Source organism: Stenotrophomonas sp. STM01, from assembly GCF_014852135.1.
Classification (GTDB): Bacteria; Pseudomonadota; Gammaproteobacteria; order Xanthomonadales; family Xanthomonadaceae; genus Stenotrophomonas; species Stenotrophomonas capsici.
Genome location: NZ_JACVBA010000002.1, coordinates 903,709 through 929,038, shown reverse-complemented (window position 1 = coordinate 929,038; position 25,330 = coordinate 903,709). Strand labels below are relative to the sequence as shown.

20 protein-coding genes are annotated in these 25,330 nt (G+C 68.1%); 17 read left to right on the top strand and 3 right to left on the bottom strand.

Translation table 11 applies throughout. The annotated features are described in order from the left end of the window. The first annotated feature begins 14 nt into the window (after positions 1-14). From IB227_RS14000 to IB227_RS13965, 8 genes are all read left to right on the top strand, one after another. Positions 15-1,562, top strand: a complete 1,548-nt coding sequence (locus tag IB227_RS14000; protein ID WP_192287875.1) for a serine hydrolase — start codon at positions 15-17, stop codon at positions 1,560-1,562. A gap of 10 nt (positions 1,563-1,572) precedes the next feature. Continuing rightward, positions 1,573-2,250 (top strand): M15 family metallopeptidase, encoded by a 678-nt coding sequence (locus tag IB227_RS13995; protein WP_192287950.1) that lies wholly within the window; start codon positions 1,573-1,575, stop codon positions 2,248-2,250. A 51-nt stretch (positions 2,251-2,301) separates the two neighbouring features. Further along, positions 2,302-2,682 (top strand): hypothetical protein, encoded by a 381-nt coding sequence (locus IB227_RS13990; protein WP_132865928.1) that lies wholly within the window; start codon positions 2,302-2,304, stop codon positions 2,680-2,682. Positions 2,683-2,906: 224 nt separating this feature from the next. Then, positions 2,907-3,263 (top strand): EF-hand domain-containing protein, encoded by a 357-nt coding sequence (locus tag IB227_RS13985; protein ID WP_132865927.1) that lies wholly within the window; start codon positions 2,907-2,909, stop codon positions 3,261-3,263. Between the two features lie 104 nt (positions 3,264-3,367). After that, entirely contained in the window at positions 3,368-4,105 is a 738-nt protein-coding gene (locus IB227_RS13980; RefSeq protein ID WP_192287874.1) for an HAD family hydrolase, read from the top strand. Between the two features lie 2 nt (positions 4,106-4,107). Beyond that, positions 4,108-4,671 (top strand): hypothetical protein, encoded by a 564-nt coding sequence (locus IB227_RS13975; RefSeq protein WP_225591827.1) that lies wholly within the window; start codon positions 4,108-4,110, stop codon positions 4,669-4,671. Between the two features lie 168 nt (positions 4,672-4,839). Further along, positions 4,840-6,204, top strand: a complete 1,365-nt coding sequence (locus IB227_RS13970; RefSeq protein ID WP_192287873.1) for a VOC family protein — start codon at positions 4,840-4,842, stop codon at positions 6,202-6,204. Positions 6,205-6,275: 71 nt separating this feature from the next. Further along, the gene (locus tag IB227_RS13965; protein WP_192287872.1) at positions 6,276-7,901 is read left to right on the top strand and encodes a VWA domain-containing protein; all 1,626 of its coding nucleotides are present in this window, start codon (positions 6,276-6,278) and stop codon (positions 7,899-7,901) included. Between the two features lie 551 nt (positions 7,902-8,452). On the opposite strand, the gene IB227_RS13960 is transcribed toward IB227_RS13965, so the two are convergent. The 3 genes from IB227_RS13960 to IB227_RS13950 are packed head-to-tail and all read right to left on the bottom strand — an operon-like array spanning position 8,453 to position 16,089. Beyond that, positions 8,453-11,569 (bottom strand): efflux RND transporter permease subunit, encoded by a 3,117-nt coding sequence (locus tag IB227_RS13960; RefSeq protein WP_192287871.1) that lies wholly within the window; start codon positions 11,567-11,569, stop codon positions 8,453-8,455. Positions 11,570-11,578: 9 nt separating this feature from the next. Beyond that, positions 11,579-14,803, bottom strand: coding sequence for an efflux RND transporter permease subunit (locus IB227_RS13955; protein WP_192287870.1), 3,225 nt, complete (start codon positions 14,801-14,803; stop codon positions 11,579-11,581). Between the two features lie 47 nt (positions 14,804-14,850). Continuing rightward, positions 14,851-16,089 (bottom strand): efflux RND transporter periplasmic adaptor subunit, encoded by a 1,239-nt coding sequence (locus tag IB227_RS13950; RefSeq protein WP_192287869.1) that lies wholly within the window; start codon positions 16,087-16,089, stop codon positions 14,851-14,853. Between the two features lie 286 nt (positions 16,090-16,375). On the opposite strand from IB227_RS13950, the gene IB227_RS13945 reads away from it, so the two are divergent. The 9 genes from IB227_RS13945 (at position 16,376) to IB227_RS13905 (ending at position 25,255) form a co-directional block, all read left to right on the top strand. Beyond that, on the top strand, positions 16,376-17,692 hold the full coding sequence (locus IB227_RS13945; protein ID WP_132865920.1) for an amidohydrolase: 1,317 nt from the start codon (positions 16,376-16,378) through the stop codon (positions 17,690-17,692). 47 nt (positions 17,693-17,739) lie between these two features. Then, complete coding sequence (locus IB227_RS13940; protein WP_192287868.1) at positions 17,740-18,603, top strand: DUF4261 domain-containing protein; 864 nt, start codon at positions 17,740-17,742, stop codon at positions 18,601-18,603. An 82-nt stretch (positions 18,604-18,685) separates the two neighbouring features. Next, entirely contained in the window at positions 18,686-19,501 is an 816-nt protein-coding gene (queF, locus tag IB227_RS13935) for an NADPH-dependent 7-cyano-7-deazaguanine reductase QueF (RefSeq protein WP_192287867.1), read from the top strand. Positions 19,502-19,598: 97 nt separating this feature from the next. Next, positions 19,599-19,898: a LysM peptidoglycan-binding domain-containing protein gene (locus tag IB227_RS13930; RefSeq protein WP_132865917.1), complete on the top strand. Its 300-nt coding sequence runs from the start codon at positions 19,599-19,601 to the stop codon at positions 19,896-19,898. 49 nt (positions 19,899-19,947) lie between these two features. Then, positions 19,948-20,430 (top strand): hypothetical protein, encoded by a 483-nt coding sequence (locus IB227_RS13925; RefSeq protein ID WP_132865916.1) that lies wholly within the window; start codon positions 19,948-19,950, stop codon positions 20,428-20,430. 401 nt (positions 20,431-20,831) lie between these two features. Then, positions 20,832-23,063, top strand: a complete 2,232-nt coding sequence (locus IB227_RS13920) for an NADP-dependent isocitrate dehydrogenase (protein ID WP_192287866.1) — start codon at positions 20,832-20,834, stop codon at positions 23,061-23,063. Positions 23,064-23,335: 272 nt separating this feature from the next. Beyond that, positions 23,336-24,301 (top strand): hypothetical protein, encoded by a 966-nt coding sequence (locus IB227_RS13915; RefSeq protein ID WP_132865914.1) that lies wholly within the window; start codon positions 23,336-23,338, stop codon positions 24,299-24,301. After that, positions 24,298-24,846: an ATP/GTP-binding protein gene (locus IB227_RS13910; protein WP_192287865.1), complete on the top strand. Its 549-nt coding sequence runs from the start codon at positions 24,298-24,300 to the stop codon at positions 24,844-24,846. Before IB227_RS13915 ends, IB227_RS13910 begins: the two co-directional genes overlap by 4 nt. Next, complete coding sequence (locus IB227_RS13905; protein ID WP_132865912.1) at positions 24,839-25,255, top strand: roadblock/LC7 domain-containing protein; 417 nt, start codon at positions 24,839-24,841, stop codon at positions 25,253-25,255. The genes IB227_RS13910 and IB227_RS13905 overlap by 8 nt, the downstream gene beginning before the upstream one ends. The last annotated feature ends 75 nt before the right edge of the window (positions 25,256-25,330 follow it).

The following is a 25,330-nucleotide window of genomic DNA, read 5'->3' as shown; positions in this document are numbered from 1 at the left end:
TTGGGGAGGCAGTGATGGGCATCAAGCAACTTGCATGGTTCTGCGCGCTGGCCGTCACGGGCGTGGCGCAGGCGGCCGGGCCGTCGCGCAGCGAAGTGCTGGTCGACCAGGCCGTGCAGCACTACCGCCTGCCGGGCATAGCCGTGGGCGTGATCGAGGACGGCAAGGTCGTCCAGCGCATCAGCCGCGGTGAACTGGCCGTGGGCGAGGGCCGGGCGGTCGATCCGGAGACGCTGTTCAAGATCGCCTCCAACACCAAGGCGATGACCGCCGTGGTGCTGGCGCGGTTGGTGCAGGCCGGCAAGCTACGCTGGGACGACCCGGTCACGCGGTACCTGCCGCAGTTCCGCATGCATGACCCGTGGGTGACGCGCAACCTGCAGGTGCGCGACCTGCTGATCCACAACAGCGGGCTCGGGCTGGGGGCCGGCGACCTGATGCTGTGGCCGGAGCCGAACCACTTCGGGCGTGCCGACATCATCGCCGGGCTGGCGCATCTCAAGCCGACCGGCAGCTTCCGCGCCGACTACGCCTACGACAACCTGCTGTACGTGGTCGCCGGTGAGGTGGCCGCGGTGGCCGGCGGCGAACCCTACGCGCAGCTGGTGCGGCAGGAGATCTTCGAACCCTTGGGCATGCGGCGCTGCCTGGTGGGCGAATGGTCGCCGGCCACGGTGGACAACATCGCGCGCCCGCACTACCGCAACGACGGGCAAAACATCGCCGCCGCGGCCGACCCGGCACGCGTGGAGGATTTCCCGTCGATGGCCGCCGGCGGCATCCGCTGCAGCCTGGATGACATGCTGCGCTGGATGCAGGTGCTGCTGGATCCGGCGCAGGCGCCGGGGTGGCTGGACGAGACTCAGCGCCGCGCGTTGTGGACGGCGCACATGCCGATGCCGATCAGCCAGCGCCAGCGCGAGTGGGACAACAGCCATTTCTCCGCCTATGGCTATGGCTGGCGCCTGTCCGACATGGATGGGCAATGGAAGGTCGCGCATACCGGGACGCTGTCGGGCATGTATTCGTCGCTGGCGCTGCTGCCGGATCGCAGGACCGGCGTGGTGATGTTGATCAACGGCGAGGCGGAGGACGCGCGCACCGCTCTGACCCAGGCCCTGCTCAAGCAGTACACGGCGCCGTCCAACGCGCCGGACGTGCTGTATTACGCCGGGCAGATGGAGCAGGCCGCGCGGCAACGGCAGGCCGCCGGCCACGTGCGTCCGGCGCTGGCCGATCGCAAGGCCGCGCAACCGGCCGAAGTGGCGGATGCGCTGGGTGTCTGGCGCGATCCGTGGTTCGGCGAGGTGCGGCTGTGTGCCACGGGGGGCGGTGTCGCGTTCGCTTCGGTCAAGTCACCGACGCTGCAAGGCCCGGTGATGCGCAGCGGCACGCAGTGGTTCGTCGCGTTCCGAGACTTGGGCGAGGACGCCGATGCGTGGCTGGAATTCTCCGGTGATGCGGCGCACCCTGTCATGCGCATGCGCGCCATCGACCCGGAGATCGACTTCAGCTATGACTACCAGGACCTGGAATTCCACCGTGTCGGCGCGTGTCCGTAACACGGTGTTGATGGTGCTGCTGGGCGGCGCCGCCGGCGCCGCGACGGCGGTCGATGTCTCGCCCGCCACCACGCCGCAGCAGGCGGACATGGTCGATGTCGCCACCCTGGCACCGGGCTTCGTGCTGGACATGCGCTACGCCGGCCAGGACAACTTCACCGGCCGCGTCGTGCCCGGCTACGAGGCGCCGCGCTGCTATCTGCTGCAACCGGTGGCCGCGGCGCTGGCGCGGGTACAGCGCAGCCTGCAGGCGCAGGGCATGGCGCTGCAGTTGTACGACTGCTATCGGCCGGTACGCTCGGTGAAGGCCTTCGTGGCCTGGGTGCATGACCCGGCCGACCAGATCGCCAAGCCGCGCTATTACCCCAACCTCGACAAACGCACCCTGCTCGATGGCTACATCGCCGAGACCTCCGGCCACAGCCGCGGCGCCACCGTCGACCTGGGCCTGCTGGATTGCCGTGGCGGCGACTGCACGGCGCTGGACATGGGCACCGGCTTCGATCGCTTCGATCCGCTGGCGCATACCGCCAGCCCGGACATCAGCGCGGCGCAGGCGCGCAACCGCCGGTTGCTGCTCGACGCGATGCAGGCCGAGGGCTTTGCCAACTATCCGATGGAATGGTGGCATTTCACCTTCAAGCCGGAGCCCACCCCGGACACGGCGTACGACTTCCCGGTGCGTTGAGCCGGGGCATGGCAGGTAGACTGCCTGTCCCTGTCATCTCCCCGTTGCCCCATGAACCTGGTCCTGCACTACGGTCTGCTCGGCTCCTTCGAAGCGGCATTGATCGCGCTGGCCGTCGGCTTCGTGGTCTACGCGCTGTGGTGGCAGGTGTGCCGGCGGCATGGCCTGTCGCATGGGCATGCGGTGGGCTGGTCCAGCCTTGCCGCGGTGGCCATCTCCAGCGGCGTGGATGGCTGGAACCTGTTCTACCTGGGCATGGTGCGGCTGGAGTCACCGTTGTATGCCCGCCTGGCGCTGGCGGCGATCCACGATCCGGACCAGCTGGGGACGCGTGTGGTGCTGGAAGTGATCGGTGCATTGATCGGCGTGGGCCTGGGTTGGTGGGCATTCAGTTCCCGGCACCTGGCGCAGGACGCCACCGATGCACCCTGAGCGCCGTTTCCAGGCCGATAGGTGCCTTTGCTGGAACAGTTGAATCGGTGGCTTACATCCACTTCACGACCGGCTAACCGCGGCGGTAACGGCAGTGGGCCGGGGAGTGGTTAAGGCCACGTCTGCAGCGGATTTCCGGGGCAAGGACGATTCAGCTGGAGGCCGTCAGGGTTGGGGCCGTGCGGAACCTGCCGCGCTTTCCCAACAACGACGAGGAAAACCTGATGACCATTCGTAATCGCGCCCCGCTGTTCGCTCTGGCCGCACTGATGGGCTCCGCTCTGGCGATGCCGGCCATGGCCCAGGATGCACAGGACCAGGCCGCCGCCGCCCAAGCCGCGGCGCAGCAGGCGCAGGATGCCGCGGCCGATGCATCCGCCAACGCCGCGCAGGCCTCGGCCGCCGCCAATGGCGGCCAGACCTGGGGCAGCGTCGATACCGACGGTGACGGCAGCATCAGCAAGACCGAGGCGCAGGCCAACGCCGGCCTGTCGCAGGTGTTCGATGACGCCGACGCCGACAAGGACGGCAAGCTGACCCCGGACGAGTACCGCGCATACGCGGCCAAGCAGCAGAAGTAAGCCCCCAGGTGGAGCGCCCCTTTCCCGGCTGGGGAGAGGGGCGCTCCTGTTTCCAGGGTGGTGCGCGGCATGGCCGGACGGGGTAACGCGGTATCCTGTCGCGCATGAACCAGACCACTTCCCCCTCCGCCATCGGCCTGGTCGGCTTCGATGGCGATGACACGCTCTGGAAGAGCGAGGACTACTACCGCCTGGCCGAGCAGGAGTTCGAATCCATCCTCGGCCATTACATCGACCTGCACGATGCCGATACCGCCCGCCACCTGCTGGCCGTGGAGCGGCGCAACCTGGCCATCTTCGGCTATGGCGCCAAGGGCATGACCCTGTCGATGCTGGAAGCGGCGATCGAGCTCACCGACGAGAAGATCTCCGCCCACCACCTGCGCCAGGTGATCGAGATCGGCCGCCGCACCCTGCAGCACCCGGTGGACGTGATCGACGGCGTGCGCGACGCCGTTGCCGCCATCGCGGCCGAGTACCCGGTGGTGCTGATCACCAAGGGTGACCTGTTCCACCAGGAGCAGAAGATCGAGCGTTCGGGCCTGCGCGACCTGTTCCCGCGCATCGAGATCGTTTCGGAGAAGGACCAGTCGACCTACGCGCGCGTGCTGGCCGAGTTCAACCTGCCGGCCGAGCGCTTCGTGATGGTGGGCAACTCGCTGCGGTCGGACATCGAGCCGGTGCTGGAGCTCGGCGGCTGGGGCGTGTACACGCCGTATGCGGTCACCTGGGCGCACGAGGCCGAGCACGGTGTATCCGACGATGCACCGCGCCTGCACCAGGCCGATACCGCGCACCAGTGGGTCGAGGCGGTACGCGCCATCGCGGCGCAGGCTGGCTGAGCATGGGCAGCGTCCGCCATCCGCAGCGCCGGCCCGTGCTGACGTTGCTGGTGCTGGGCCTGCTCACGGGAGCCCCCGTGGCGGGCGCGCAGCAGCCCGCCGCGGCACCGGCCACGGCCCTCGCACCTGCGTACGCGGCGGCCACCGGCGATGCCTGGGTGGACCGGCAGCTGGCCGACATCAATGCCTATGCGGCGCGCTATCCGGATGCCTTCCTGGATGAACTGGTGCGCTATGCCGGGGCACGCCCGGGGTATGTCCAGGCACTGATGCAGGCGCATGGCTGGGCACCGGCCGATGTCTACCTGGCCTGCTTCTGGGGCCAGGTCAGCGCGACCGGTTGCCGGGAGTGGGTGCGTGCCCGCACCGCCCAGCCGGACGCAGACTGGAAGGCCGTGCTCGAGCGCGATGGCCGGGCGGTGGACAACCTGCAATGGCGGGCCCTGCGCCATGCCATCGTGGCCAGCTACGACCACTGGGACCGGCCGATCCGCCTGGATCCGTTGCTGCAGCGCCAGTTGGGCGATCGCGCGAAGCGGGATGCGGCCGCGCGCAAGGCGCAGTGAGCGAGCGGAACCCCCTGCGAGCCTGATGGCGGCGGGGCGGGGCATCGCGCCGGGCGGGCGTCGTTGACACCGCTGGCACGGAGGCTTTTGTTGCCGGGCGGATAGGCGCGGCACCGCATTCCGGGCGAAAATGGCGGTTCCTTCGATTTCGCGCCAGCGCGCCCAGTCATGACCGCCGACCGTTTCGTTTCCTCCGACCACATCCGCAGCCTGTTCTCGCAGGCCATGTCGCACATGTACCGCACCGAAGTGCCGTTGTACGGCACCCTGGTGGAACTGGTGGGCGAGATCAACGCCGAGGTTCTGGCGGCGCAGCCGGCAATGGCCGAGCAGATGCAGCGCAGCGGCGAGCGCGAGCGGCTGGACGTGGAGCGCCATGGCGCGATCCGCGTCGGTACCGCGCAGGAACTGGCGACGCTGCGTCGTTTGTTCGCGGTGATGGGCATGCAGCCGGTGGGCTACTACGACCTGTCCGTGGCCGGCGTGCCGGTGCATTCCACCGCGTTCCGCCCGGTGGACGGCGAGTCGCTCAACCGCAACCCGTTCCGCGTGTTCACCTCGCTGCTGCGGCTGGAGCTGATCGACGATGAAGCGCTGCGCACGCAGGCCGCGCAGATCCTGTCCCGCCGCAACATCTTCACCCCGGGCGTGCTGCAGTTGATCGAGCAGTGCGAGCGCGACGGTGGCCTGGTCGAAGACGACGCCTGGCGCTTCGTGGTCGAGGCGCTGGAGACCTTCCGCTGGCACAACGAAGCCACCGTCTCGCTGCAGACCTACCATGCGCTGCATGGCGCGCATCGCCTGGTGGCCGACGTGGTCAGCTTCCGTGGCCCGCACATCAACCACCTCACCCCGCGCACGCTGGACATCGATGCTGCGCAGGCAGCGATGCACGAACGTGGCCTGGCTGCCAAGGCGGTGATCGAAGGCCCGCCGCGCCGGGAGTGCCCGATCCTGCTGCGCCAGACCAGCTTCAAGGCGCTGGAGGAGATGGTGCATTTCCCGTCCGGTGCCGACAACGAGGCCGGTACCCACACCGCGCGCTTCGGCGAGATCGAGCAGCGCGGCCTGGCGCTGACCCCGAAGGGGCGTGCGCTGTATGACACCTTGCTGGCACAGGCGCGCGAGAGCGGCGGTGCCGGCAGCACTGGCGGCGACTACATGCAGCGCCTGCAGGCCGCCTTCGCCGGCTTCCCGGACGACCACGACGTGCTGCGCCGCGAAGGGCTGGGCTACTACCGCTACGCGCTGACCGAGGTGGGCCGTGCGTTGCCGGCGGCCGAGCGTGACCTGCCGGCCGAGGTGCTGATCGAACGCGGCCTGGCCAGTGCCGACCCGATCATCTACGAGGACTTCCTGCCGGTGAGTGCCGCGGGCATCTTCCAGTCCAATCTGGGCGGTGACGAGCAGCGTGCCTACGCCGCCCGCGCGAACCGCGATGCCTTCGAGCAGGCATTGGGCGCCAAGGTCAGCGACGAGTTCGGCATCTACCAGCAGCTTCAGGACGCATCGCTGGCCAGCCTGCGCGCCTGACCGGCGGCCGATGCTTGCCGATGGCGGGCGGGGCGCTATGCTCCGCCCAACCCCAGGCAAGGAGTTGGCCGATGAAAGTACGCAGTTGCGTGATGGTGTTGGTGGCCGCCGTGGTCGTGGCGGGCTGCTCGCAGAAGGTGAGGCACGTTGGACCCATGCCTTCACCGCTGCCCGCGCCACCGGCGCCAATGGCAAGGATGGCGGGCGCCCCGACCCTCAATGGCATCGTCATGACCGGCTCGCAGGTTGTGCCTGCGGCCAACACCGAGGTCTACGAGCGGCCGGACGACAACCCGGTCAAGCGCACCACCGAGCAACCGGTCTCGACCTTCTCGGTGGACGTGGACACCGGCAGCTACAGCAACGTGCGGCGCATGCTCGACGATGGCGTGCGGCCACCGGCCGATGCGGTGCGTGCCGAGGAGTTCATCAACTACTTCAACTACGGCTACGCGGTGCCGGCCGACAAGGCGGTGCCGTTCCGCGTGCATACCGAGCTGGCACGCGCGCCCTGGGACGCGCGCAGGCAGGTGCTGATGATCGGCATCAAGGGCTACGAACAGTCCCGGGCCGCGCTGCCGCCGATGAACCTGGTGTTCCTGGTCGACACCTCCGGCTCGATGTATTCGCAGGACAAGCTGCCGCTGCTCAAGCGCGCCTTCGCGCAACTGGTGCCGCAGCTGCGCAGCCAGGACCGGGTGGCCATCGTCGCTTACGCCGGTTCGGCGGGCCTGGTACTGGAGCCGACCGCGGGCGACCAGCATGGGAAGATCATCGCCGCGCTCGAACGCCTGCAGGCCGGCGGCAGCACCAACGGCGGTGCCGGCATCGAACTGGCCTATGCAATGGCGCGGCAGTCCTTCGTCGAAGGGGGTGCCAACCGGGTGATTCTGGCCACCGACGGTGATTTCAACGTGGGCGTGGCCAACCGCCAGGCGCTGGAGACGCTGGTCGGTGACCGTCGCAGGAGCGGCATCGCGCTGACCACGCTGGGCTTCGGCACCGGCAATTACAACGATGCGATGGCCGAACGCCTGGCCGATGTCGGCGACGGCAACCATGCCTACATCGACAGCCTGTCCGAAGCGCGGCGGGTGCTGGTGCGCGAGATGGGCAGCACGCTGTTCACCATCGCACGTGACGTGAAGATCCAGGTCGAGTTCAATCCGGCGCGGGTGTCGGAGTACCGCTTGATCGGCTACGAGAACCGCGTGCTGAACAACGAGGACTTCGCCAATGACAAGGTGGATGCCGGTGACATCGGCCCCGGCCATGAAGTGACCGCGTTGTATGAGATCGTGCCGGTGGGCAGTGGTGCCGAGCAGTTGCCGGCGTTGCGGTACGCAGACAAGGCGCCGACCGGCACTGCCCACGGGGACGAGGTGGCCGATGTACGCCTGCGCTACAAGCTGCCGGGCAGCGACAGCAGTGAATTGATCCGCCAGCCGGTGCTGGCCAGCACGTTGCGCGCGACGCCGAGCGAGTCGCTGCGTTTCGCCTCGGCGGTGGCGGGCTTTGCCGATGCACTGCGCGGTGGCGAGCGCATGCCGGGCTGGAGCTGGGAGCAGATCATCGCAACGGCGCGGGACGCGCGCGGTGATGACCCGGAAGGCGAGCGCGCGCAGTTCATCCAGCTGGTCAAGGCGGGGCAGGGGCTGGTGGAAACGCCTGCACGCCCCGCGCCGAAGGCGGATTAACGCGGCGGAGCCGTGCCAGCGGTGCAGCTGCCACCGTCACTGCTGTTGCGGTTGATCTTCCCCCTCCCTTGCGCGTAGCGCAGGGGAGGGTTGGGGAGGGGTTGCTTTGGTTTAGCGCCTGGGCGCCTGATGTTCCTGCGCCTTCGGCGGCACACATGGCAACCACAGCAACGGAACAGCCAGATCAACGGCACCCCTCCCCAACCCTCCCCTTGCCTGCGGCAAAGGGGGGGGCGGTTCTGCGTTGACCTGTACGACCAAGCGTTCCGCCGTTGATTGTCTCCCTCCCTTGCGCGTAGCGCAGGGGAGGGTTGGGGAGGGGGCGCTTTTGGTTTTGTGCTGGTGCACCTGCTGTTCCCGCTCTTCCAGCGGCATGCGCAACAAGCAGCGCAACGGAACAGCCAGATCAACGGCACCCCTCCCCAGCCCTCCCCTTGCCTGCGGCAAAGGGAGGGGGCAGAGCGCGTCCTGCAAAGGGAAGGGAAGAGCGTGTCGCGCTGCACTTCCGTTGCGTCATGCAGGCCGGAATGCACTCCCGGCCTGTCGGTCACTCACGCACGGGCCAGCCTGCGCAGGCGCTTGCGCTCCTTCGCACGCGCACGCCAGTTGCGCCAATGCTTCTGCAGGCACGAGAAGATCACGTACAGCGCCGGCGTGCTCAGCAGGGTCAGGCTCTGCGAGATCAGCAGGCCGCCGATCATCGCGATACCCAGCGGGCGGCGCAGTTCCGAACCCTCGCCGATGCCGATGGCCAGTGGCAGCGCGGCCAGGATGGCCACCATCGTGGTCATCATGATCGGGCGGAACCGCACGATGCTCGCCTCGCGCACTGCCTCGGCCGGCGACTTGCCGTGCTCGCGCTCGGCCACCAGCGCGAAGTCGATCATCATGATCGCGTTCTTCTTGACGATGCCGATCAGCAGCACCAGCGCGATCATCGAGATCACCGACAGGTCGGTGTTGGTCACCCACAGCGCCAGCAGCGCGCCCATGCCCGCCGCGGGCAGGGTCGACAGGATCGTCACTGGATGCACCAGGTTCTCGTACAGCATGCCCAGCACGATGTAGACCGTGGCGATCGCGGCGATGATCAGCATCAGCATCGCCGAGGGATCGGTGGCCTGGCCGAAGCCGCCCCGTTCGGTCTGGCGGATGTCCCCCGGCATGCGCAGGCCATCGATGGCGGCCTTGACGATGGCATCGCCCTCGCCACTGCTCACGCCCGGGGCCAGGTTGTAGCTCAGGTCCATCACCGTGTACTGGTTCTGGTGGGTCACCTGCGACGGCGCCAGGCCGGCTTCCTGGTGGGCCAGCGCAGTCAGCGGGATCATCTGCCCGCTCCTGGAGGCCACGTACAGGTCCTCGATCGCCGAGGGGCTGGCGGTCTGGCTAGGCAGCGCGTTGACCACCACGCCGTACTGGTTGAGGTCGGCGTAGATGGTGGAGATCTGGCGCTGGCCGAACGCGCCATACAGCGCACCGTCGATGGCACCGATGCTCACGCCCAGCCGCGAGGCCTTCTCGCGGTCGATGACGATCTTCTGCATCAGCCCGCCCTTGTCCACGTCCGAACCCACGTCGCGCAGCTTGGGGTTCTGCTTGAGCACTTCCACCAGCCTGGGCAGCCACTCGGCAAGCTGGTCGGCGTCGTTGCCCTGCAGGGTCACGCGGTTCTGCGCGCCCTGGCCACCGCCGCCGCCGTCGGAGGGCAGGTCCTGGATCGCACGCAGGCGCACGTCCAGGTCGGGGAACTGCGCGGCCTTGGCGCTGAGGCGGGCGACCACGTCCTTGGTTGGCTCGCGGCGGCCGTCCTGGCGGGTCTTCAGCTCGATGTTGAACTGCGCGCTGCTGCCCTGGCGGCTGGAGCCCAGCCGTGAGCCGACCATCTTCACCGCGGGGTCGGCCAGGAACATGTCGCTGAGGCGGCGCTGGCGCGTGCTCATTTCCTGGAAGGACACGGTGGCGCTGGAGCTGGCCCGGCCCCAGATCAGCCCGGTGTCCTGCTCGGGGAAGGAGCCCTTGCTGACCGCGCCGGCCAGCATCACCATCGCCACGATCAGCAGCAGCGGGGTCAGCGCCAGCAGCAGGCAGTGGCGCAGCGAGAAGTCCAGCGCCACGGTGTACAGGCGCAACATGCCTTCGTGCATGCGGTCGAGCATGCGATGGGTACGCGACTCGTGCACGTGGGCCTCATGCGGCTGCAGGAAGCGCGCGCACAGTGCCGGGGTCAGGGTCAGCGAGACGATCGCCGAAACGACGATCGCCGCCACCAGGGTCAGCGTGAACTCGCGGAAGAACGCGCCGAGCATGCCCTGGGCGAAGATGATCGGCAGGAACACCGCCACCAGCGATGCGGTGATCGAGACGATGGTGAAGCCGATCTCGCGTGCACCGGCCAGCGCGGCCTGCCTGCGCGGCATGCCCTCATCGAGGTGGCGCATGATGTTCTCGATCACCACGATCGCATCGTCCACCACGAAGCCGATGGCGATCACCAGCGCCAGCAGGGTCAGGTTGTTGAGGGTGAAGCCCAGCGTGCTCATCACAAGGGCCGCGCCGGCCAGCGACAACGGCACCGTCACCGCCGCGATCAGGGTCGGGGCCAGGCGGCGCAGGAACAGCGCCATGGTCAGGATCACCATCGCCAGGCTGATCATCAGCGTGATCTGCACTTCGGTCAGCGAGGCGCGGATGGTCGGGGTGCGGTCGAAGTACGGGGTCAGCGTGGTGCCGGCGTCCAGGTAGCCGGCCAGCGACGGGACCGAGGCCTTGACCCGGTCCACGGTGGCGACCAGGTTGTCGCCGCTGCGCAGGTACACGTACATCAGCACGCCGCGCTTGCCGTTGAACCAGGCGGCCTGGTAGGCGTCCTGCTGGCCGTCGTAGACGGTGGCGATGTCCTTCAGCCGCACCACCGCGCCGTCATGCATGGAGATGGCGACGTTGGCGAAGTCCGAGGCCTTGCGCACCTGGTCGTTGAGCACGATCGCGGTCTGGCTGCTGCCGTCGCTGAGGAAGCCCAGCGGCGAGGCCACGTTGGCCGCGCGCATGGCGTTGCGCAGGTCGTCCGGGCTCAGTCCCAGCGCGGTCATCGCGCGCAGGTTGAGGTCGATGCGCACCGCCGGCGTCGAGGCACCAGCGATGTCCACCTGTGATACGCCCGGCAACTGGCGCAGCCGCTGCGCCAGCAGCGAGTCGGCCAGGTTGTACAGCTCGGCGACCGATTGTGTTTCCGAGGTCAGCGCCAGCGCGATCACCGGGTCGTCGTTGGGGTTGGCCTTCTGGTAGGTGGGCGTGTTGATGCCGGCCGGCAGGTCGGCCATCGCCGCGTTGATCGCGGCCTGCACGTCCTGCGCGGCGGCGTCGATGTCGCGGCTGGTGTTGAACATCAGGAACACCATGCTGCGCCCGTCGCTGCTGCTCGAGCGCATGGTGTCGATGCCCGGCACCTGGCCGAGGTGGCGCTCCAGCGGCGCGGTCACCGTGGCGGCCATGGTGTTGGCGTCGGCACCGGTGTTGGAGGCCTGCACGAAGATCACCGGGATGGCCAGGTTCGGCAGGGCCGCCACGCCCAGCCGCAGGTAGCAGACCAGGCCGGCGAAGAACAGGCCGATGGCGAGCAGGCCGATGCCGATCGGGCGCTTGATGAAGGGCGCGGAGATGTTCATCCGTGCGCCTCAGCGGGCGGCGTGCAGGCGCGCGGCGGCACGCTGCTCGCGGCGCCTGGCCGCCCATTCGGACAGGCGCTCGAAGTACAGGTAGATCACCGGCGTGGTGTACAGCGTGACCAGCTGCGAGAGCAGCAGGCCGCCGACGATGGCCACGCCCAGCGGGCGGCGCAGCTCCGAACCGATGCCGGTGCCCAGCGCCAGCGGCAACGCGCCCAGCATCGCCGCCGCGGTGGTCATCATGATCGGGCGGAAGCGCAGCAGGCAGGCACGGCGGATCGCGTCGTACGCGTTGGCGCCGGCCCGCTGCGCGTCCAGCGCGAAGTCGATCATCATGATCGCGTTCTTCTTGACGATGCCGATCAGCAGCACGATGCCGACGATGCCATCCACCGACAGGCTCATCCCGCACAGGTACAGCGCCAGCAACGCGCCGACGCCGGCCGGCGGCAGCGTGGAGATGATGGTCAGCGGGTGGATGTAGCTCTCGTACAGCACGCCCAGCACGATGTAGATCACCGCGATGGCGGCCAGCAGCAACAGCACCACGTCGGTCTGGCTGCTGGAGAACTCGGCGGCGGTGCCGATGAACTGGGCCTGCATCTGCTGGGGCAGCTGCAGTTCGGCCACCGCCTTGTTGATGGCGTCCACGCCTTCGGACAGCGAGTAGCCCGGGGCCAGGTTGAAGGAGATGGTCGCCGACGGCAGCTGCTGCTGGTGGCTGACGATCAGCGGCGCGGTGCCGGGCACCGCGGTGGCGATGGCCGATAGCGGGATGCTGCCGCCGCCCCCCAACGCGATGCCGGTGTTGCTGTTGCCGATGCCGGTGGCGGTGGAGGAGTTGCTCGAGCTCACCTGGCCCAGCGTGGTGGCGTTGCTGCCGGTCAGCGTGCCGCTGCCGTTGCTGCCGATCGCCAGCTGGTTCATCAGCGCGTCGCTGTTGCGGAACTCCGGCGCGACTTCCAGCACCACGCGGTACTGGTTGAGCTGGGTGAAGATGGTGGAGATCTGGCGCTGGCCGTAGGCGTCGTACAGGGTGTCGTCGATGGTCTGCATCGGCACGCCGTAGCGGCTGGCCTTGTCGCGGTCCACCTGCACGTGCAGCGCCCGGCCATGGTTGGCCAGGTTGTTGTCCACGTCGGCCAGCTCCGGCAGGCGCCGCAGCGCATCGGTGACGCGCTCGGTCTGGGCGGCCAGCTCGGTGCTGTCCATGTCCGAGAGCGAGAACTGGTAGGCGGTGGCGGCCACGCGCGTGTCCAGGGTCACGTCCTGCACCGGCTTGAGGTACAGCGCGACGCCGGGGATATGCGCGGCGGCGGCCTGCAGGCGCGGCAGGATCACGTCCAGCCCGTCACGCTCGCCACGGTCCTTGAGCACGATGCTCAGCTGGCCCTGGTTGAGCGTGGGGTTCATGGTGCCGGCGCCGATGTAGGCGGCCACGCCGGTGACCGCCTCGTCGTGGCGCAGCGCCTCGGCCACGGCCTGGGTGCGCTGCTGCATCTGGTCGAAGGCCACGTTCTGGTCGGCCAGCACCACGCCGGTGACCATGCCGGTGTCCTGGTCGGGCAGCAGGCCCTTGGGGATGACCATGTACAGCAGCACGGTCAGCGCCACCGAGGCCAGCGCGATGCCCAGGGTCAGGCGCTGGTGGCGCAGCACCCAGTCCAGGCTGCGCTCGTAGGCGTGCACCAGCCGCGACCAGGCGGTGACCTTGCCTTCGGCCGCCGCCCGCTCGTGGGCATCGTCACCCTCGGGCAGGGCGTCGGGCTTGAGCAGGTAGGCGCACATCATCGGCGTGAGCGTGAGCGAGATCAGCATCGAGATCGCCACCGCGATCGACAGCACCCACGCGAACTCGTGGAACAGGCGCCCGGTGACGCCGGGCATCAGGATCAGCGGCAGGAACACCGCGATCAGCGACACCGTCAGCGACAGCACGGTGAAGCCGATCTCCTTCGAACCCACCTCGGCCGCTTCCTGGCCGTCCTTGCCCTGCTCGATGTAGCGCACGATGTTCTCGATCATCACGATCGCATCGTCGACCACGAAGCCGGTGGCCACGGTCAGCGCCATCAGCGACAGGTTGTCCAGCGACATGCCGGCGAAGGCCATCACCCCGAAGGTGCCCAGCAGCGACAACGGCACCGCCACCGACGGGATCACCGTGGCCCACAGGCGGCGCAGGAACACGAAGATCACCGCCACCACCAGGCAGATGGTGAGGATGAGCGTGAACTGCACGTCGTGCACCGAGGCGCGGATGGTCACGGTACGGTCGGAGAACACATCCAGCGTCACGTCGGCCGGCAGCATCGCCTGCAGGCTGGGCAGGATCTGGCGGATGCTCTCCACCGTCTTGACGATGTTGGCGCCGGGCTGCCGGCGCACTTCCAGCAGCACCGCCGGCTTGCCGTCGGCCCAGGCGGCGATCTGGTCGTTCTCCACGCCGTCGACCACCTTGGCCACGTCGCGCAGGCGCACTGGCGCACCGTTCTGGTAGCGGATGATGATGTCGTTGTACGCCGCCGCGTCGGCCAGCTGGTCGTTGGTGGACAGCGTGTAGCTCTGCGTCTTGCCGTTGAGCGAGCCCTTGGGCGCGTTGACGTTGGCCTGGGTCAGCGCGCTGCGCAGGTCCTCCAGGGTCATGCCCATGTTCGACAACTGCGCCGGGTTGGCCTGGATGCGCACGGCCGGGCGCACGTTGCCGGCGATGGAGACCAGTCCCACGCCGTCGGTCTGCGACAGGCGCTGGGCCAGCACCGAGTCGGCCAGGTCGTTGACCTCGCGCAGCGGGCGCGTGTCCGAGGCCAGCTTGAGGGTCAGGATCGGCGCATCGGCCGGGTTCACCCGGTTGTAGACCGGCTGGTAGGGCAGCGAGCTGGGCAGGGTGGCCTGGCGGATCGCGGCCTGCACGTCCTGCGCGGCGGTGTTGATGTCGCGCTCCATCGAGAACTGCAGCACGATGCTGGACAGCCCGGCCGAGGAGTCGGAGGTCATCATGTCCAGGCCGGAGATCTGGCCCAGCTGCCGCTCCAGCGGCGTGGTCACCAGCGAGGCCATGGTCTGCGCGCTGGCACCGGGGTACTGCGTGGTCACCACCAGGCTGGGCGCCTCGATCTCGGGCAACGCGGCCACCGGCAGGCGCTGGTAGCCGAGGATGCCCAGCAGCATCAGGCCGATCATCAGCAGTGAAGTGGCGATCGGTCGGCGGATGAAGATAGTTGAGAAGCCCACGGGCGATTCCTGGTGCGAAGGGGGAGGGACGGAGGGCGCGCGGCGCGTCAGCGCGGCGGGCCACCCCTGCCGCCACGGCCCTTCTGGCTGGCCGCCTTGAGCTGGTCCTCGGTCGGTTCCGGCGGTGCCTGGCCCGGCGCCAGCTGGGTCACCTTGCTGCCTTCCTTCAGGCGGAACTGGCCTTCGGTGACCACCTTGTCGCCGCCTTGCAGGCCCTTGCTGATCACCACGTGGCTGTCATCGACCTGGCCGCCCTGGACCACGTCGCGCAGCGTCACCGTGCCATCGGCCTTGATCAGGTAGACGAAGTCGCTGTTGCTGCTGCGCTGCACGGCTTCGGCCGGCACCACCACCGCATCGGGCAGCTCGTTGAGCTGCATGCGCACGTTGACGAACTGGCCCGGCCACAACGCGCCCTCGGCGTTGCCAAACTCGGCGCGCAGGCGGAAGGTGCCGCTGGTGCTGCTGATCTGGTTGTCCACCACCTGCAGCTTGCCGTCGGCGTTGACCACGCTGCCGCCCTCGCGGTCGAGCGTGGCGGTCTGCAGCGGGCCTGCCTGCTGGGCGCTGCGCACCGCGTCGAGCTGCTGCTCGGGCAGGTTGAACAGCACGTAGATCGGCTGCAGCTGGGTCACGGTGACGATCTGCGTGCCGGCGCTGACCACGTTGCCCGGGTCCACCGCGCGGATGCCGGCAACGCCGTTGATCGGCGAGGTGATGCGGGTGTAGTCCAGCTGCACCTTGGCCTGGTCCATCGACGCCTGCGAGGCGGCGACCGCGGCCTGGTACTGGGCCACCTGGTTGCGCAACGTGGTCAGGTCGGTCTGCGCGACGAACTGGCGGTATTCCGGTGAGTTGGAGCGCTCGAAGTTGGACTGCGCGGTGGCCAGCAGGGCCTGGTTCTGGCGCTTGCTGGCCGCAGCCTGGTCGTACTGGGCCTGGAAGGTGCGCGGGTCGATCTGCGCCAGCAGCTCACCCTTCTTCACGGCCTGGCCTTCGCGGAAGTTCACGCTCAGCAGCTCACCGCCCACCTGTGGGCTGACGGTGACGGTGTTGTAGGCGGTCACCGTGCCCTGGGCGGTCACGTACACCGGCACGTTCCTGCGCTCGGCGGCGACCACGGTGACCGGCACCGGGGCGTCGTTGCCCCCGCCCTGGCCCCCGCGCATGGCATCTGCCGCCGGCGCGCCCGCCTTCTGCTTGCCGCCCCCCATCACCCGGTAGCCGATCCCGGCCACGAGCAGCACTGCGATGCCCAGCAGCACAATCTTCCAGAAACGCGACATGCGAAAACTCCTGAGAAACCGATAAGGGGAAGAAACGATCAAGCTGCCAAGGATAGCGCCGGCCCGTGTCGGTCTGTTTCATGACCGATGGCCTACGCGCTCAGACCGCGACAGGGTGTGAACGTTCCAGAGCGCCCCCGGTTGACCGCCGTAGTGCCACGCCGGCCGTCGTTGTCCCGGCAGTGCCGAGCCACGCTCGGCCGAAGCCTTCCGGTCACGCCCCGGCGGCGCACGGCCCCGGTTCTGGCTTACAGTCCCCCAACGCTCCCTTTCCAAGGAATTGCCGATGGCCCGCACGACCGTGTTGCTGACCGCGCTGCTGTGCGCCCTCTCCCCGCTGGCGCAGGCCCAGCAGGCACAACGCCCGGAAGTGGCGGAGGCGGCCAGGCGGCTGCAGCAGCAGGTGGTGGACTGGCGTCGCGATTTCCACGAACACCCCGAGCTCTCCAACCGCGAGGAGCGCACCGCCGCCAAGGTCGCCGAGCGCCTGCGCGCGATGGGCCTGCAGCCGAAGACCGGTGTTGCCGTGCACGGCGTGGTGGCGATCATCAAGGGCGGCCTGCCGGGCCCGAAGATCGCCCTGCGTGCCGACATGGACGCGCTGCCGGTCACCGAGCAGACCGGCTTGCCGTTCGCTTCCAGGGCCAAGGCCGAGTACCGCGGCGAGCAGGTCGGGGTGATGCACGCCTGCGGCCACGATGCCCATACCGCCACCCTGCTGGGCGTGGCCGATGCGCTGGTGGCCATGCGCGACCGCTTGCCAGGTGAAGTGATGCTGATCTTCCAGCCGGCCGAGGAAGGCGCGCCGCCGCCGGAGCAGGGCGGCGCCGACCTGATGCTCAAGCAGGGCCTGTTCAAGGACTTCAAGCCCGAGGCCGTGTTCGGGCTGCACGTGTTCTCCAGCGTCCAGGCCGGGCAGATCGCGGTGCGCGGCGGCCCGCTGATGGCGGCCTCGGACCGCTTCTCGATCACCGTCAACGGCCGCCAGACCCACGGCTCGGCACCGTGGAACGGGATCGACCCGATCGTCGCCGCCTCCGACCTGATCGGCACCGCGCAGACCATCGTCAGCCGCCGCGCCAACCTGTCCAGGCAGCCGGCGGTGCTGACCGTCGGCGCGATCAAGGGCGGCATCCGCTACAACATCATCCCCGACTCGGTGGAGATGGTCGGCACCATCCGCACCTTCGATGCGGACATGCGCCGGCAGATCTTCGCCGACCTGCGCAACGTCGCCGAGCACACCGCCGCCGCGCACGGCGCCACCGCCGTGACCGACATCTACGAGAACGACGGCAACCCGGCCACGGTCAACGACCCGGCCCTGACCGCGCGCATGCTGCCCAGCCTGCAGGCCGTGGTGGGCACGGACAACGTCTACGAGCCGCCGCTGCAGATGGGCTCGGAGGACTTCTCGCTGTATGCCCAGCAGGTGCCGGCGATGTTCTTCTTCGTCGGCTCGACGTCCCCGGGCATCGACCCGGCGACCGCGCCCAGCAACCATTCGCCGAAGTTCCTGCTCGATGAAAAGGCGCTGGACGTCGGCCTGCGCGCGCTGCTTCAGGTGTCGCTGGACTACCTGCACGGTGGCAAGGCTGGCTGACTCCCGGTAGTGTCGTGCCCCCCTCGACACGGAAGAAGGACACTCCCATGAGCGCCAGCCTGGCCATGCTGCTGCAATCGCAGCTTGATCCCACGCTCACCGCCGACGCCCTGCTGGCGCAGATGCGCAGCGATTGGCCCGATCTGGACCCGTCGCTGCTGCGGCTGGGCGAGATGCCCGCCGAGGACGGCCAGGACAAGGCGGTCGGCGGCGACGAGTCGCCGATGCAATGCCTGGAGTACGGCGATGCGCTGATCGCGCTGATGCCGATCCCGGTGCAGATCGGCGACGACATCGACCAGATCTGCGCGCACAGCCGGCTGTGGCCCAACGCCACGCCGGCGCCGGTGGATTACGCCGCGCACACCATCGTCACCGTGATGGCGTTCGGCCAGGACGGCCAGGACACCAACCTGGTCGCCCAGGCCGCGCTGCTCAGCCGCGTGCTGGCCTCGGCCATCGCCCTGTCCGACAGCATCCAGGCGGTGTATTTCGGCAGTGCCAACCACGTGGTGCTGCCGGGCCTGTTCCGTGAACTGACCCAGGCCACCCTGCCTGCGCCGATGCCGATCGCCTGGGTGGCGATCAACGTCGGCGCCCGCCCGGACGGGGTGATGACCGGTCACACCCGCGGCATGGACATGCTGGGGCTGATGGACATCGAGATTCCCGAGACCCAGGACAGTGCCGAGGAGGTATTCGGCCGGCTCACCGGCATCGTCGATTACCTGGTCGAGAACGGCATGGTCATCAGCGATGGTGACACCCTGGGGGCCAGTGCCGAGGAACGCATCCGCGTCGTCTACGGCCCCTCGGCGCTGGACCCGGAACGGCAGGTGATGCGCCTGCAGAGCGAGGAAGTGCCGCAGGCCAAGCCGGGCACGTCGTGGTGGAAGCGGCTGCTGAACTGAACCTGCGCCTGGGGTGGGGCGTGCAGTGAAAGCGGGTGTCGGTAAATCCGCCGCTCAAACTGCTGCCCCTACAATGGCGCCGATGAATACCCCCCAAGATTCCAGCCTCGGCCGCGAGGTCGACTACCCCCGCCAGTACGACGCCAGCCTGCTGTTCCCGATCCCCCGTGCCGGGGCCCGCGCGGAAATCGGCCTGGGTGGCGGCGACCTGCCTTTCCACGGCGAAGACCGCTGGCATGCCTATGAACTGGGCTGGCTGGACGCCCGCGGCAAGCCGTGCGTGGAGACGTTGACCCTGTGGGTGCCGGCAACCTCGCCGAACCTGATCGAGTCCAAGTCGCTCAAGCTGTACCTGAACTCGCTCAACAACGCGCGCTTCAACCGGCCCGAGGCGGTGCGCGAGCGCATCGCCACCGACCTGTCGGCCTGCGCCGGCGCCGACGTGCGGGTCGAGTTCGGCCTGCCGGCCTTCGCCGGGGCGGACGGTGAGTCGGTGGACCACGTCGACGTGGACATCGACTGCTACGGGCCGCCGGACGCCGGCTTCTTGCTGGCCGACGCCGGCACGTTGGTCGAGGAGACCCTGACCTCGGCCCTGCTCAAGTCCAACTGCCCGGTCACCGGCCAGCCGGACTGGGCCAGCGTCAGCATCCGCTACCACGGGCCGCGCATCGACCGCGAAGGCCTGCTGCGCTACCTGGTCAGCTACCGCGACCATGCCGAGTTCCACGAGCAGTGCGTGGAGCGCATCTTTCTGGACCTGCAGCGCCGCTGCGGCCCAGCCTCGCTGGAGGTGGAGGCCCGCTACACCCGCCGTGGCGGCCTGGACATCAATCCGCGCCGGGCCAGCCCGGACCGGACCGCCGCCACCGCGCCGATCCGCGACCTGCGTCAATGAACATTCAGCCCCGTACGCTGGTTTTTACACGGCCGAGATAAAACCTTAACAGGCGACGTGTAATCGTGGTCGCCAGTCAAGAAGCGGAGTGGCTTGGATGGGTACCGACAAGAAGGCGGATTTCTCTGACGTTTCTGCCTCCGTCACCAGTACGGAGCAGATCGTGCAGAAAGCGGATTTTTCAGACGTGACCGCATCGGTGACCAGCACCGAGCAGATCGTGAGCGAGCAGCAGTACACGGTGCAGAAGGGTGACAACCTTTCCAAGATCGCCAAACACCTGCTCGGCGACGCCAACGCGTGGAAGCAGATCTTCGAGGCCAACCGGGATGCGCTGGACGACCCGGACAAGATCTTCCCCGGCCAGGTCCTCAGGATTCCGCCGCGCCAGGCCTGATGCAGCCCCGTTTCCGCTGTCCAAAACCAAACACATACCGGAGCAATCCATGAAGAAGACTTCGCTCAGCAGTGCCCTGATGATCGCTGTGATCGGCGCCGTCGCGCTGGTCGGTTGCAAGAAGAAGGAAGAGGAAGCCGCACCGCCGCCGCCGGCCGCCAGCACCCCGGCTCCGGCCCCGGCTCCGATGGCTGAACCGGCTGCGCCGGCGTTGTCCGTCACCTCGGTGACGGTGGGCAACACCGTTGCCGCCGACCAGTCTGTGGCGCCGGTGGCCATGCTCGGCACCAAGGACAAGATCGTCGTCTCGGTGAAGACCAGTGGCACCGCCAACAATGTCACCGTCGGCGCCAAGCTGACCTACCAGGACGGCCAGGTGGCCGGTGAGCAGAGCGCGACGCTCAATGCCACCGACACCGGCACCACCAATGTCGAGTTCACCAAGCCCAGCGGCTGGCCGGCAGGCAAGTACACCGCCGACGTGACCGTTGATGGCAAGTCGGCTGGCTCGCAGCAGTTCGAAGTGAAGTGAGGTAGGGCGTCCACCGGCGCACTCTCTCCCGCCGGTGGTACGCATGGGCGCAGCCGATTGGCTGCGCCTTTTTTATGCGCCGCTTCCGGCCGCACGCCACCGCGCCTGCGCGTCCGCCGGGCCTGTCCCGGGACAACTGCATCGGTTGCAGCTGAGACCAGCAGCGTGCACCGGGCCGTGATGCAAGGCACGCCAAGGCCTGCGCACGGTTGCATTGGAAACGCCGCGATCATCCCTACGTTTGCGTATGGCGCGCTTTTGCCGGACCCGGGTGAAAACGCGACAATGCAAAGGTTTCCCCACGGCGGCCCGGCCCGGGGCCGGGCATTGCCCGCGCCCGCTGCACCGGCCACCCCCGTTCACCACGCAACGCATCCGTCAGCAAGAGAGTTCCTGCCCCCATGTCGAATACGCCGAAGATCATCTACACGCTCACCGACGAAGCTCCGTTCCTGGCGACCCAGTCGCTGCTGCCGATCGTCGATGCCTATACCGCCACCGCCGGTATCTCGGTCGAGACCCGTGACATCTCCCTGTCCGGTCGCATCCTGTCGCAGTTCCCGGACTACCTGAAGGACGGCCAGCAGATCAGCGACGACCTGGCCGAGCTGGGCGAGCTGGCGACCCAGCCGGACGCCAACATCATCAAGCTGCCCAACATCTCCGCCTCGGTGCCGCAGCTCAAGGCCGCCATCAAGGAGCTGCAGGACCAGGGCTACGTGCTGCCGAACTACCCGGACGCACCCACCGACGACGTCTCGCGCGACATCAAGGCGCGCTATGACAAGGTCAAGGGCAGCGCGGTGAACCCGGTGCTGCGCGAAGGCAACTCCGACCGCCGTGCGCCGCTGTCGGTCAAGAACTACGCCCGCAAGCACCCGCACCGCATGGGCGCGTGGAGCGGCGATTCCAAGTCGCACGTCGCGCACATGGACGGCGGTGATTTCTACGGCAGCGAGAAGTCGGCCACGCTGGCCAATGCCGGCAGCCTGAAGATCGCGCTGGTCCAGAACGATGGCAAGACCGTCGTGCTGAAGGAAAAGACCGCGGTCAAGGCCGGCGAGATCGTCGACGCCTCGGTGATGAGCCGCAAGGCACTGGCCAGCTTCATCGACGCCCAGGTGGCCGATGCCAAGGCCCAGGGCGTGCTGTTCTCGCTGCACCTGAAGGCGACGATGATGAAGGTCTCCGACCCGATCATGTTCGGCGTGGTGGTGGAGGAGTTCTACAAGGACGTGCTGGCCAAGCACGCCGCCGCGCTGAAGGAAGTCGGTTTCGACGCCAACAACGGCATCGGCGACCTGTACGCGCGCCTGCCGCAGCTGCCCGAAGCCACCCAGGAAGCCATCAAGGCCGACATCGCCGCCGAGTACGCCAAGCGCCCGGCCGTGGCGATGGTCAACTCCGACAAGGGCATCACCAACCTGCACGTGCCGTCGGACGTGATCGTCGACGCCTCGATGCCGGCGATGATCCGTGACTCGGGCAAGATGTGGAACGCCGAAGGCAAGCTGCAGGACACCAAGGCCGTCATCCCGGACCGCTGCTACGCCGGCGTGTACCAGGCGGTGATTGAAGACTGCAAGGCACACGGTGCGTTCGACCCGGCCACGATGGGCTCGGTGCCGAACGTCGGCCTGATGGCGCAGAAGGCCGAGGAATACGGCTCGCACGACAAGACCTTCCAGATCCCGGCCGATGGCGTGGTCACCGTCACCGACGACGCCGGCAACGTGGTGTTCGAGCACACCGTGGAAGCCGGTGACATCTGGCGCATGTGCCAGACCAAGGACGCGCCGATCCAGGACTGGGTGAAGCTGGCCGTGTCCCGCGCCCGCCTGAGCAGCACCCCGGCGGTGTTCTGGCTGGATGCTGCCCGCGCCCACGACGCGCAGGTGATCGCCAAGGTCGAGCGCTACCTCAAGGACCACGACACCAACGGCCTGGACATCCGCATCCTGTCGCCGGTGGAAGCCACCGCGTTCTCGCTGGAGCGCATCCGCAAGGGCCAGGACACCATCTCGGTGACCGGCAACGTGCTGCGCGACTACCTCACCGACCTGTTCCCGATCCTGGAGCTGGGCACCAGCGCCAAGATGCTGTCGATCGTGCCGCTGATGGCCGGCGGTGGCCTGTTCGAGACCGGCGCCGGTGGTTCGGCCCCGAAGCACGTGCAGCAGTTCGTGGAAGAGGATTACCTGCGCTGGGATTCGCTGGGCGAGTTCCTGGCCCTGGCCGCGTCGCTGGAGCACCTGGCCCAGCGCTACGACAACAAGGCCGCCGCCGTGCTGGCCAAGGCGCTGGACGAGGCCAACGGCACGTTCCTGGACAACGACCGCTCGCCGGGCCGCAAGCTCGGCACCATCGATAACCGCGGCAGCCATTTCTACCTGGCCATGTACTGGGCGCAGGCCTTGGCCGAGCAGAACGACGACGCTGCGCTGAAGGCCAGGTTCGCACCGCTGGCCGAGGCGCTGGCCAGCAACGAGCAGACCATCGTCGACGAACTGGTCGCGGTGCAGGGCAAGGCCGTGGATATCGGCGGCTACTACCGCCCGGACCTGGCCAAGGCCGGCCCGGTGATGCGCCCGAGCGCCACCTTCAATGCGGCGCTGGCCAAGCTGAAGGGTTGAGTGATGTGAAGCGCGACGACGCCTTTCAGTAGCGGCCGTTACACAAGCCGCTGCGGGCGTCAGCACGTAAGAGAAGCCTGCATCCGTTGTCGGATGCAGGCTTCTTTCATTTTGGTTACCGCCTACGCATGCCTACGACGAACGTATAGGCGTGAAAGACTTCCTGACAAATCGAACTGTGGGAGCAGTCACCCTTTCACAGCCGGCATCTGGCATAGCCTCATTGGACTGCCATGGAAATGCATGACGCACGGCGTCGAAAGGGGACAGGCATGACCAGAGTGCTGGTGGTGGGCTCTGACAACCGTGAGGAGCAGGTATTGCTCGGCCGGTTGCGCAAGGCTGCGGGGTTGCCGCCGGAGGCGCTGCAACGCTGCGTGGACCTGGATCAATGCGACCTGTTGCTGGTGCGCGACACACCGGCACTGCGCAGCGCGGCGCTGCACATGGCCAGCAAGCGGCCATCGATGCGGCTGTGGATGCACGACGACGACGGTGCCGTACACGATGGACGCGCGGCCACGCCGGTGTTCCTGGACGACCAACAGATCCAGTCCGCGCTTGCCCCCCGGGTCGATGTCACCACCGATGGCCTGTACCTGGCCAGCGGCGCCAAGCAGGTCACCCGCCTGTTGCGGCAGCGCCTGCAGGAGCGCAAAGGCCGGGCGCTGCTGACGCTGCAGGGCCAGCCGCAACTGCTGATCGATTTCGAGCATGACCAGGCCGTCCCGCTCTACCTGCACCCCGGCGCGGGACCGACGCTGGCCCAGCAACTGGGCGAACTGCTTGAACTGCTCGCCTTGCAGGAGCTCTCGCCGGCGCGCTACGAGGCATTGGCCGAAAACCTGTCGCGGCAGCCGCTGCGGCCGTTGCTGTGGCAGATGGCGCAGCACGGCGACTACTGGAGCGATTTCGAACGCCGCCTCCAGCAGAACGCGCAGATGCACCTGCTGCGCTGGCCGGATTTCCGCGTACTGGCCCACCAGCACGATGGGTTCCGGCTGTGCTCGTTGCTGTTGAAGAAGCCGTGCAGCCTGACCGAGTGCACTCAGCTGCTGGACCTGGACATCAATGCCACGCGGGCGTTCATGCGCTCGGCCTACCTGTGTGGCTACGCCGAGGTGAAGGTGCCGGTCGATGCGCCGCCACCGGTGCCGGTGGCGCAGAAGCACGGTGCCAGTGCCTTGCTGGCCAGGATGTGGCGCAGCGTCCGCGGCCGCACGGGAATGCATGCATGATCGAGCACAAGATCGTTGTCCTCGGGGCCATGGGCGCCGGCAAGTCCACCCTGGTGCGTGCGGTGGCCGGTGGCACCGTGATCGATACCGACGTGCTCAACACCGACGTCAGTTCGTCCAAGCTGGCCACCACCGTGGCCATGGACTATGCCGACGTGAGCCTGCCCAACGGCGACCGCCTGCGCCTGTACGGTACGCCGGGGCAGGAGCGTTTCTCCTTCATCTGGCCGGTGCTGCTGCAGGGCGCGCGCGGCGTGGTGATCCTCGCCGATGCCTCCAGCCCGGGGGTGGCGACCGAACTGGATACCTACCTGCGCACGCTGCGCACCCATGCCGACCGGGTTCCGGCAGTGGTGGGCGTGTCCAAGTTCGACCTGGTGCCCGACGTGGACCTGGATGCGTGCCAGCTGCGCGTGCAGGAGGTGGCGGGGCGCCCGCTGCCCCTGGTGCCGTTCGATGCGCGTTCGGAAGACGAAGTGATGATGTTGATGGACGTGTTGATGGGCGAAGTGGAAGCGGCGGCACTGGTCGAAGCACATGGGTGAACCAAGGGGGGTAGCGGTGCTGGAGGACTGGGAAGTCACGGCGGTGGATGCCCGGCTCAGGGAGTTCACCGAATCGGTGGATGGCGTGCGCGCGGCGGTGGTGGCCAGCGTGGACGGTTTCGCCCTGGCCCAATCGGCCACGCAGCAGTCCAGTGGCGAGCGGTTGGCGGCGATGACCAGCGCGATGCTGGCGCTGGCCAGCGCGGTGGGTCGCGAGCTGTCACTGGGCACGATGGAAGTGCTGATGCTGGAAGCCAGCGAAGGCAAGGTGCTGATGCAGTCGATCCCGCTGGCGCGTGGTTCGCTGTTGCTGATGGCCGCCTGCGGCCAGCGCAGCGTGATCGGCCACGTGCTGTGGAGCGCCCGCGAATGCGGTCGCAAGATCCAGGCGGAGTTGTCCAGCGGCTGAGCGCTGGAGCCCGCGGTCGTGGCGAGCCGGTACGCCTGACGACGCACGGACCGCCCCCTCCCTTTGCCGCAGGCA

Excerpts from the sequence above, each read along its gene's own strand:
- IB227_RS14000 (WP_192287875.1), top strand. The coding sequence starts at position 15 with ATGGGCATCAAGCAACTTGCATGGTTCTGCGCGCTGGCCGTCACGGGC.
- IB227_RS13905 (WP_132865912.1), top strand. The coding sequence starts at position 24,839 with ATGGGTGAACCAAGGGGGGTAGCGGTGCTGGAGGACTGGGAAGTCACG.
- IB227_RS13975 (WP_225591827.1), top strand. The coding sequence starts at position 4,108 with ATGGGCAGCGTCCGCCATCCGCAGCGCCGGCCCGTGCTGACGTTGCTG.
- IB227_RS13965 (WP_192287872.1), top strand. The coding sequence starts at position 6,276 with ATGAAAGTACGCAGTTGCGTGATGGTGTTGGTGGCCGCCGTGGTCGTG.
- IB227_RS13945 (WP_132865920.1), top strand. The coding sequence starts at position 16,376 with ATGGCCCGCACGACCGTGTTGCTGACCGCGCTGCTGTGCGCCCTCTCC.
- IB227_RS13930 (WP_132865917.1), top strand. The coding sequence starts at position 19,599 with ATGGGTACCGACAAGAAGGCGGATTTCTCTGACGTTTCTGCCTCCGTC.
- IB227_RS13980 (WP_192287874.1), top strand. The coding sequence starts at position 3,368 with ATGAACCAGACCACTTCCCCCTCCGCCATCGGCCTGGTCGGCTTCGAT.
- IB227_RS13915 (WP_132865914.1), top strand. The coding sequence starts at position 23,336 with ATGACCAGAGTGCTGGTGGTGGGCTCTGACAACCGTGAGGAGCAGGTA.
- IB227_RS13970 (WP_192287873.1), top strand. The coding sequence starts at position 4,840 with ATGACCGCCGACCGTTTCGTTTCCTCCGACCACATCCGCAGCCTGTTC.
- IB227_RS13920 (WP_192287866.1), top strand. The coding sequence starts at position 20,832 with ATGTCGAATACGCCGAAGATCATCTACACGCTCACCGACGAAGCTCCG.
- IB227_RS13995 (WP_192287950.1), top strand. The coding sequence starts at position 1,573 with ATGGTGCTGCTGGGCGGCGCCGCCGGCGCCGCGACGGCGGTCGATGTC.
- IB227_RS13910 (WP_192287865.1), top strand. The coding sequence starts at position 24,298 with ATGATCGAGCACAAGATCGTTGTCCTCGGGGCCATGGGCGCCGGCAAG.
- IB227_RS13990 (WP_132865928.1), top strand. The coding sequence starts at position 2,302 with ATGAACCTGGTCCTGCACTACGGTCTGCTCGGCTCCTTCGAAGCGGCA.
- IB227_RS13985 (WP_132865927.1), top strand. The coding sequence starts at position 2,907 with ATGACCATTCGTAATCGCGCCCCGCTGTTCGCTCTGGCCGCACTGATG.
- IB227_RS13960 (WP_192287871.1), bottom strand. The coding sequence starts at position 11,569 with ATGAACATCTCCGCGCCCTTCATCAAGCGCCCGATCGGCATCGGCCTG.
- IB227_RS13950 (WP_192287869.1), bottom strand. The coding sequence starts at position 16,089 with ATGTCGCGTTTCTGGAAGATTGTGCTGCTGGGCATCGCAGTGCTGCTC.
- IB227_RS13925 (WP_132865916.1), top strand. The coding sequence starts at position 19,948 with ATGAAGAAGACTTCGCTCAGCAGTGCCCTGATGATCGCTGTGATCGGC.
- IB227_RS13940 (WP_192287868.1), top strand. The coding sequence starts at position 17,740 with ATGAGCGCCAGCCTGGCCATGCTGCTGCAATCGCAGCTTGATCCCACG.
- queF (WP_192287867.1), top strand. The coding sequence starts at position 18,686 with ATGAATACCCCCCAAGATTCCAGCCTCGGCCGCGAGGTCGACTACCCC.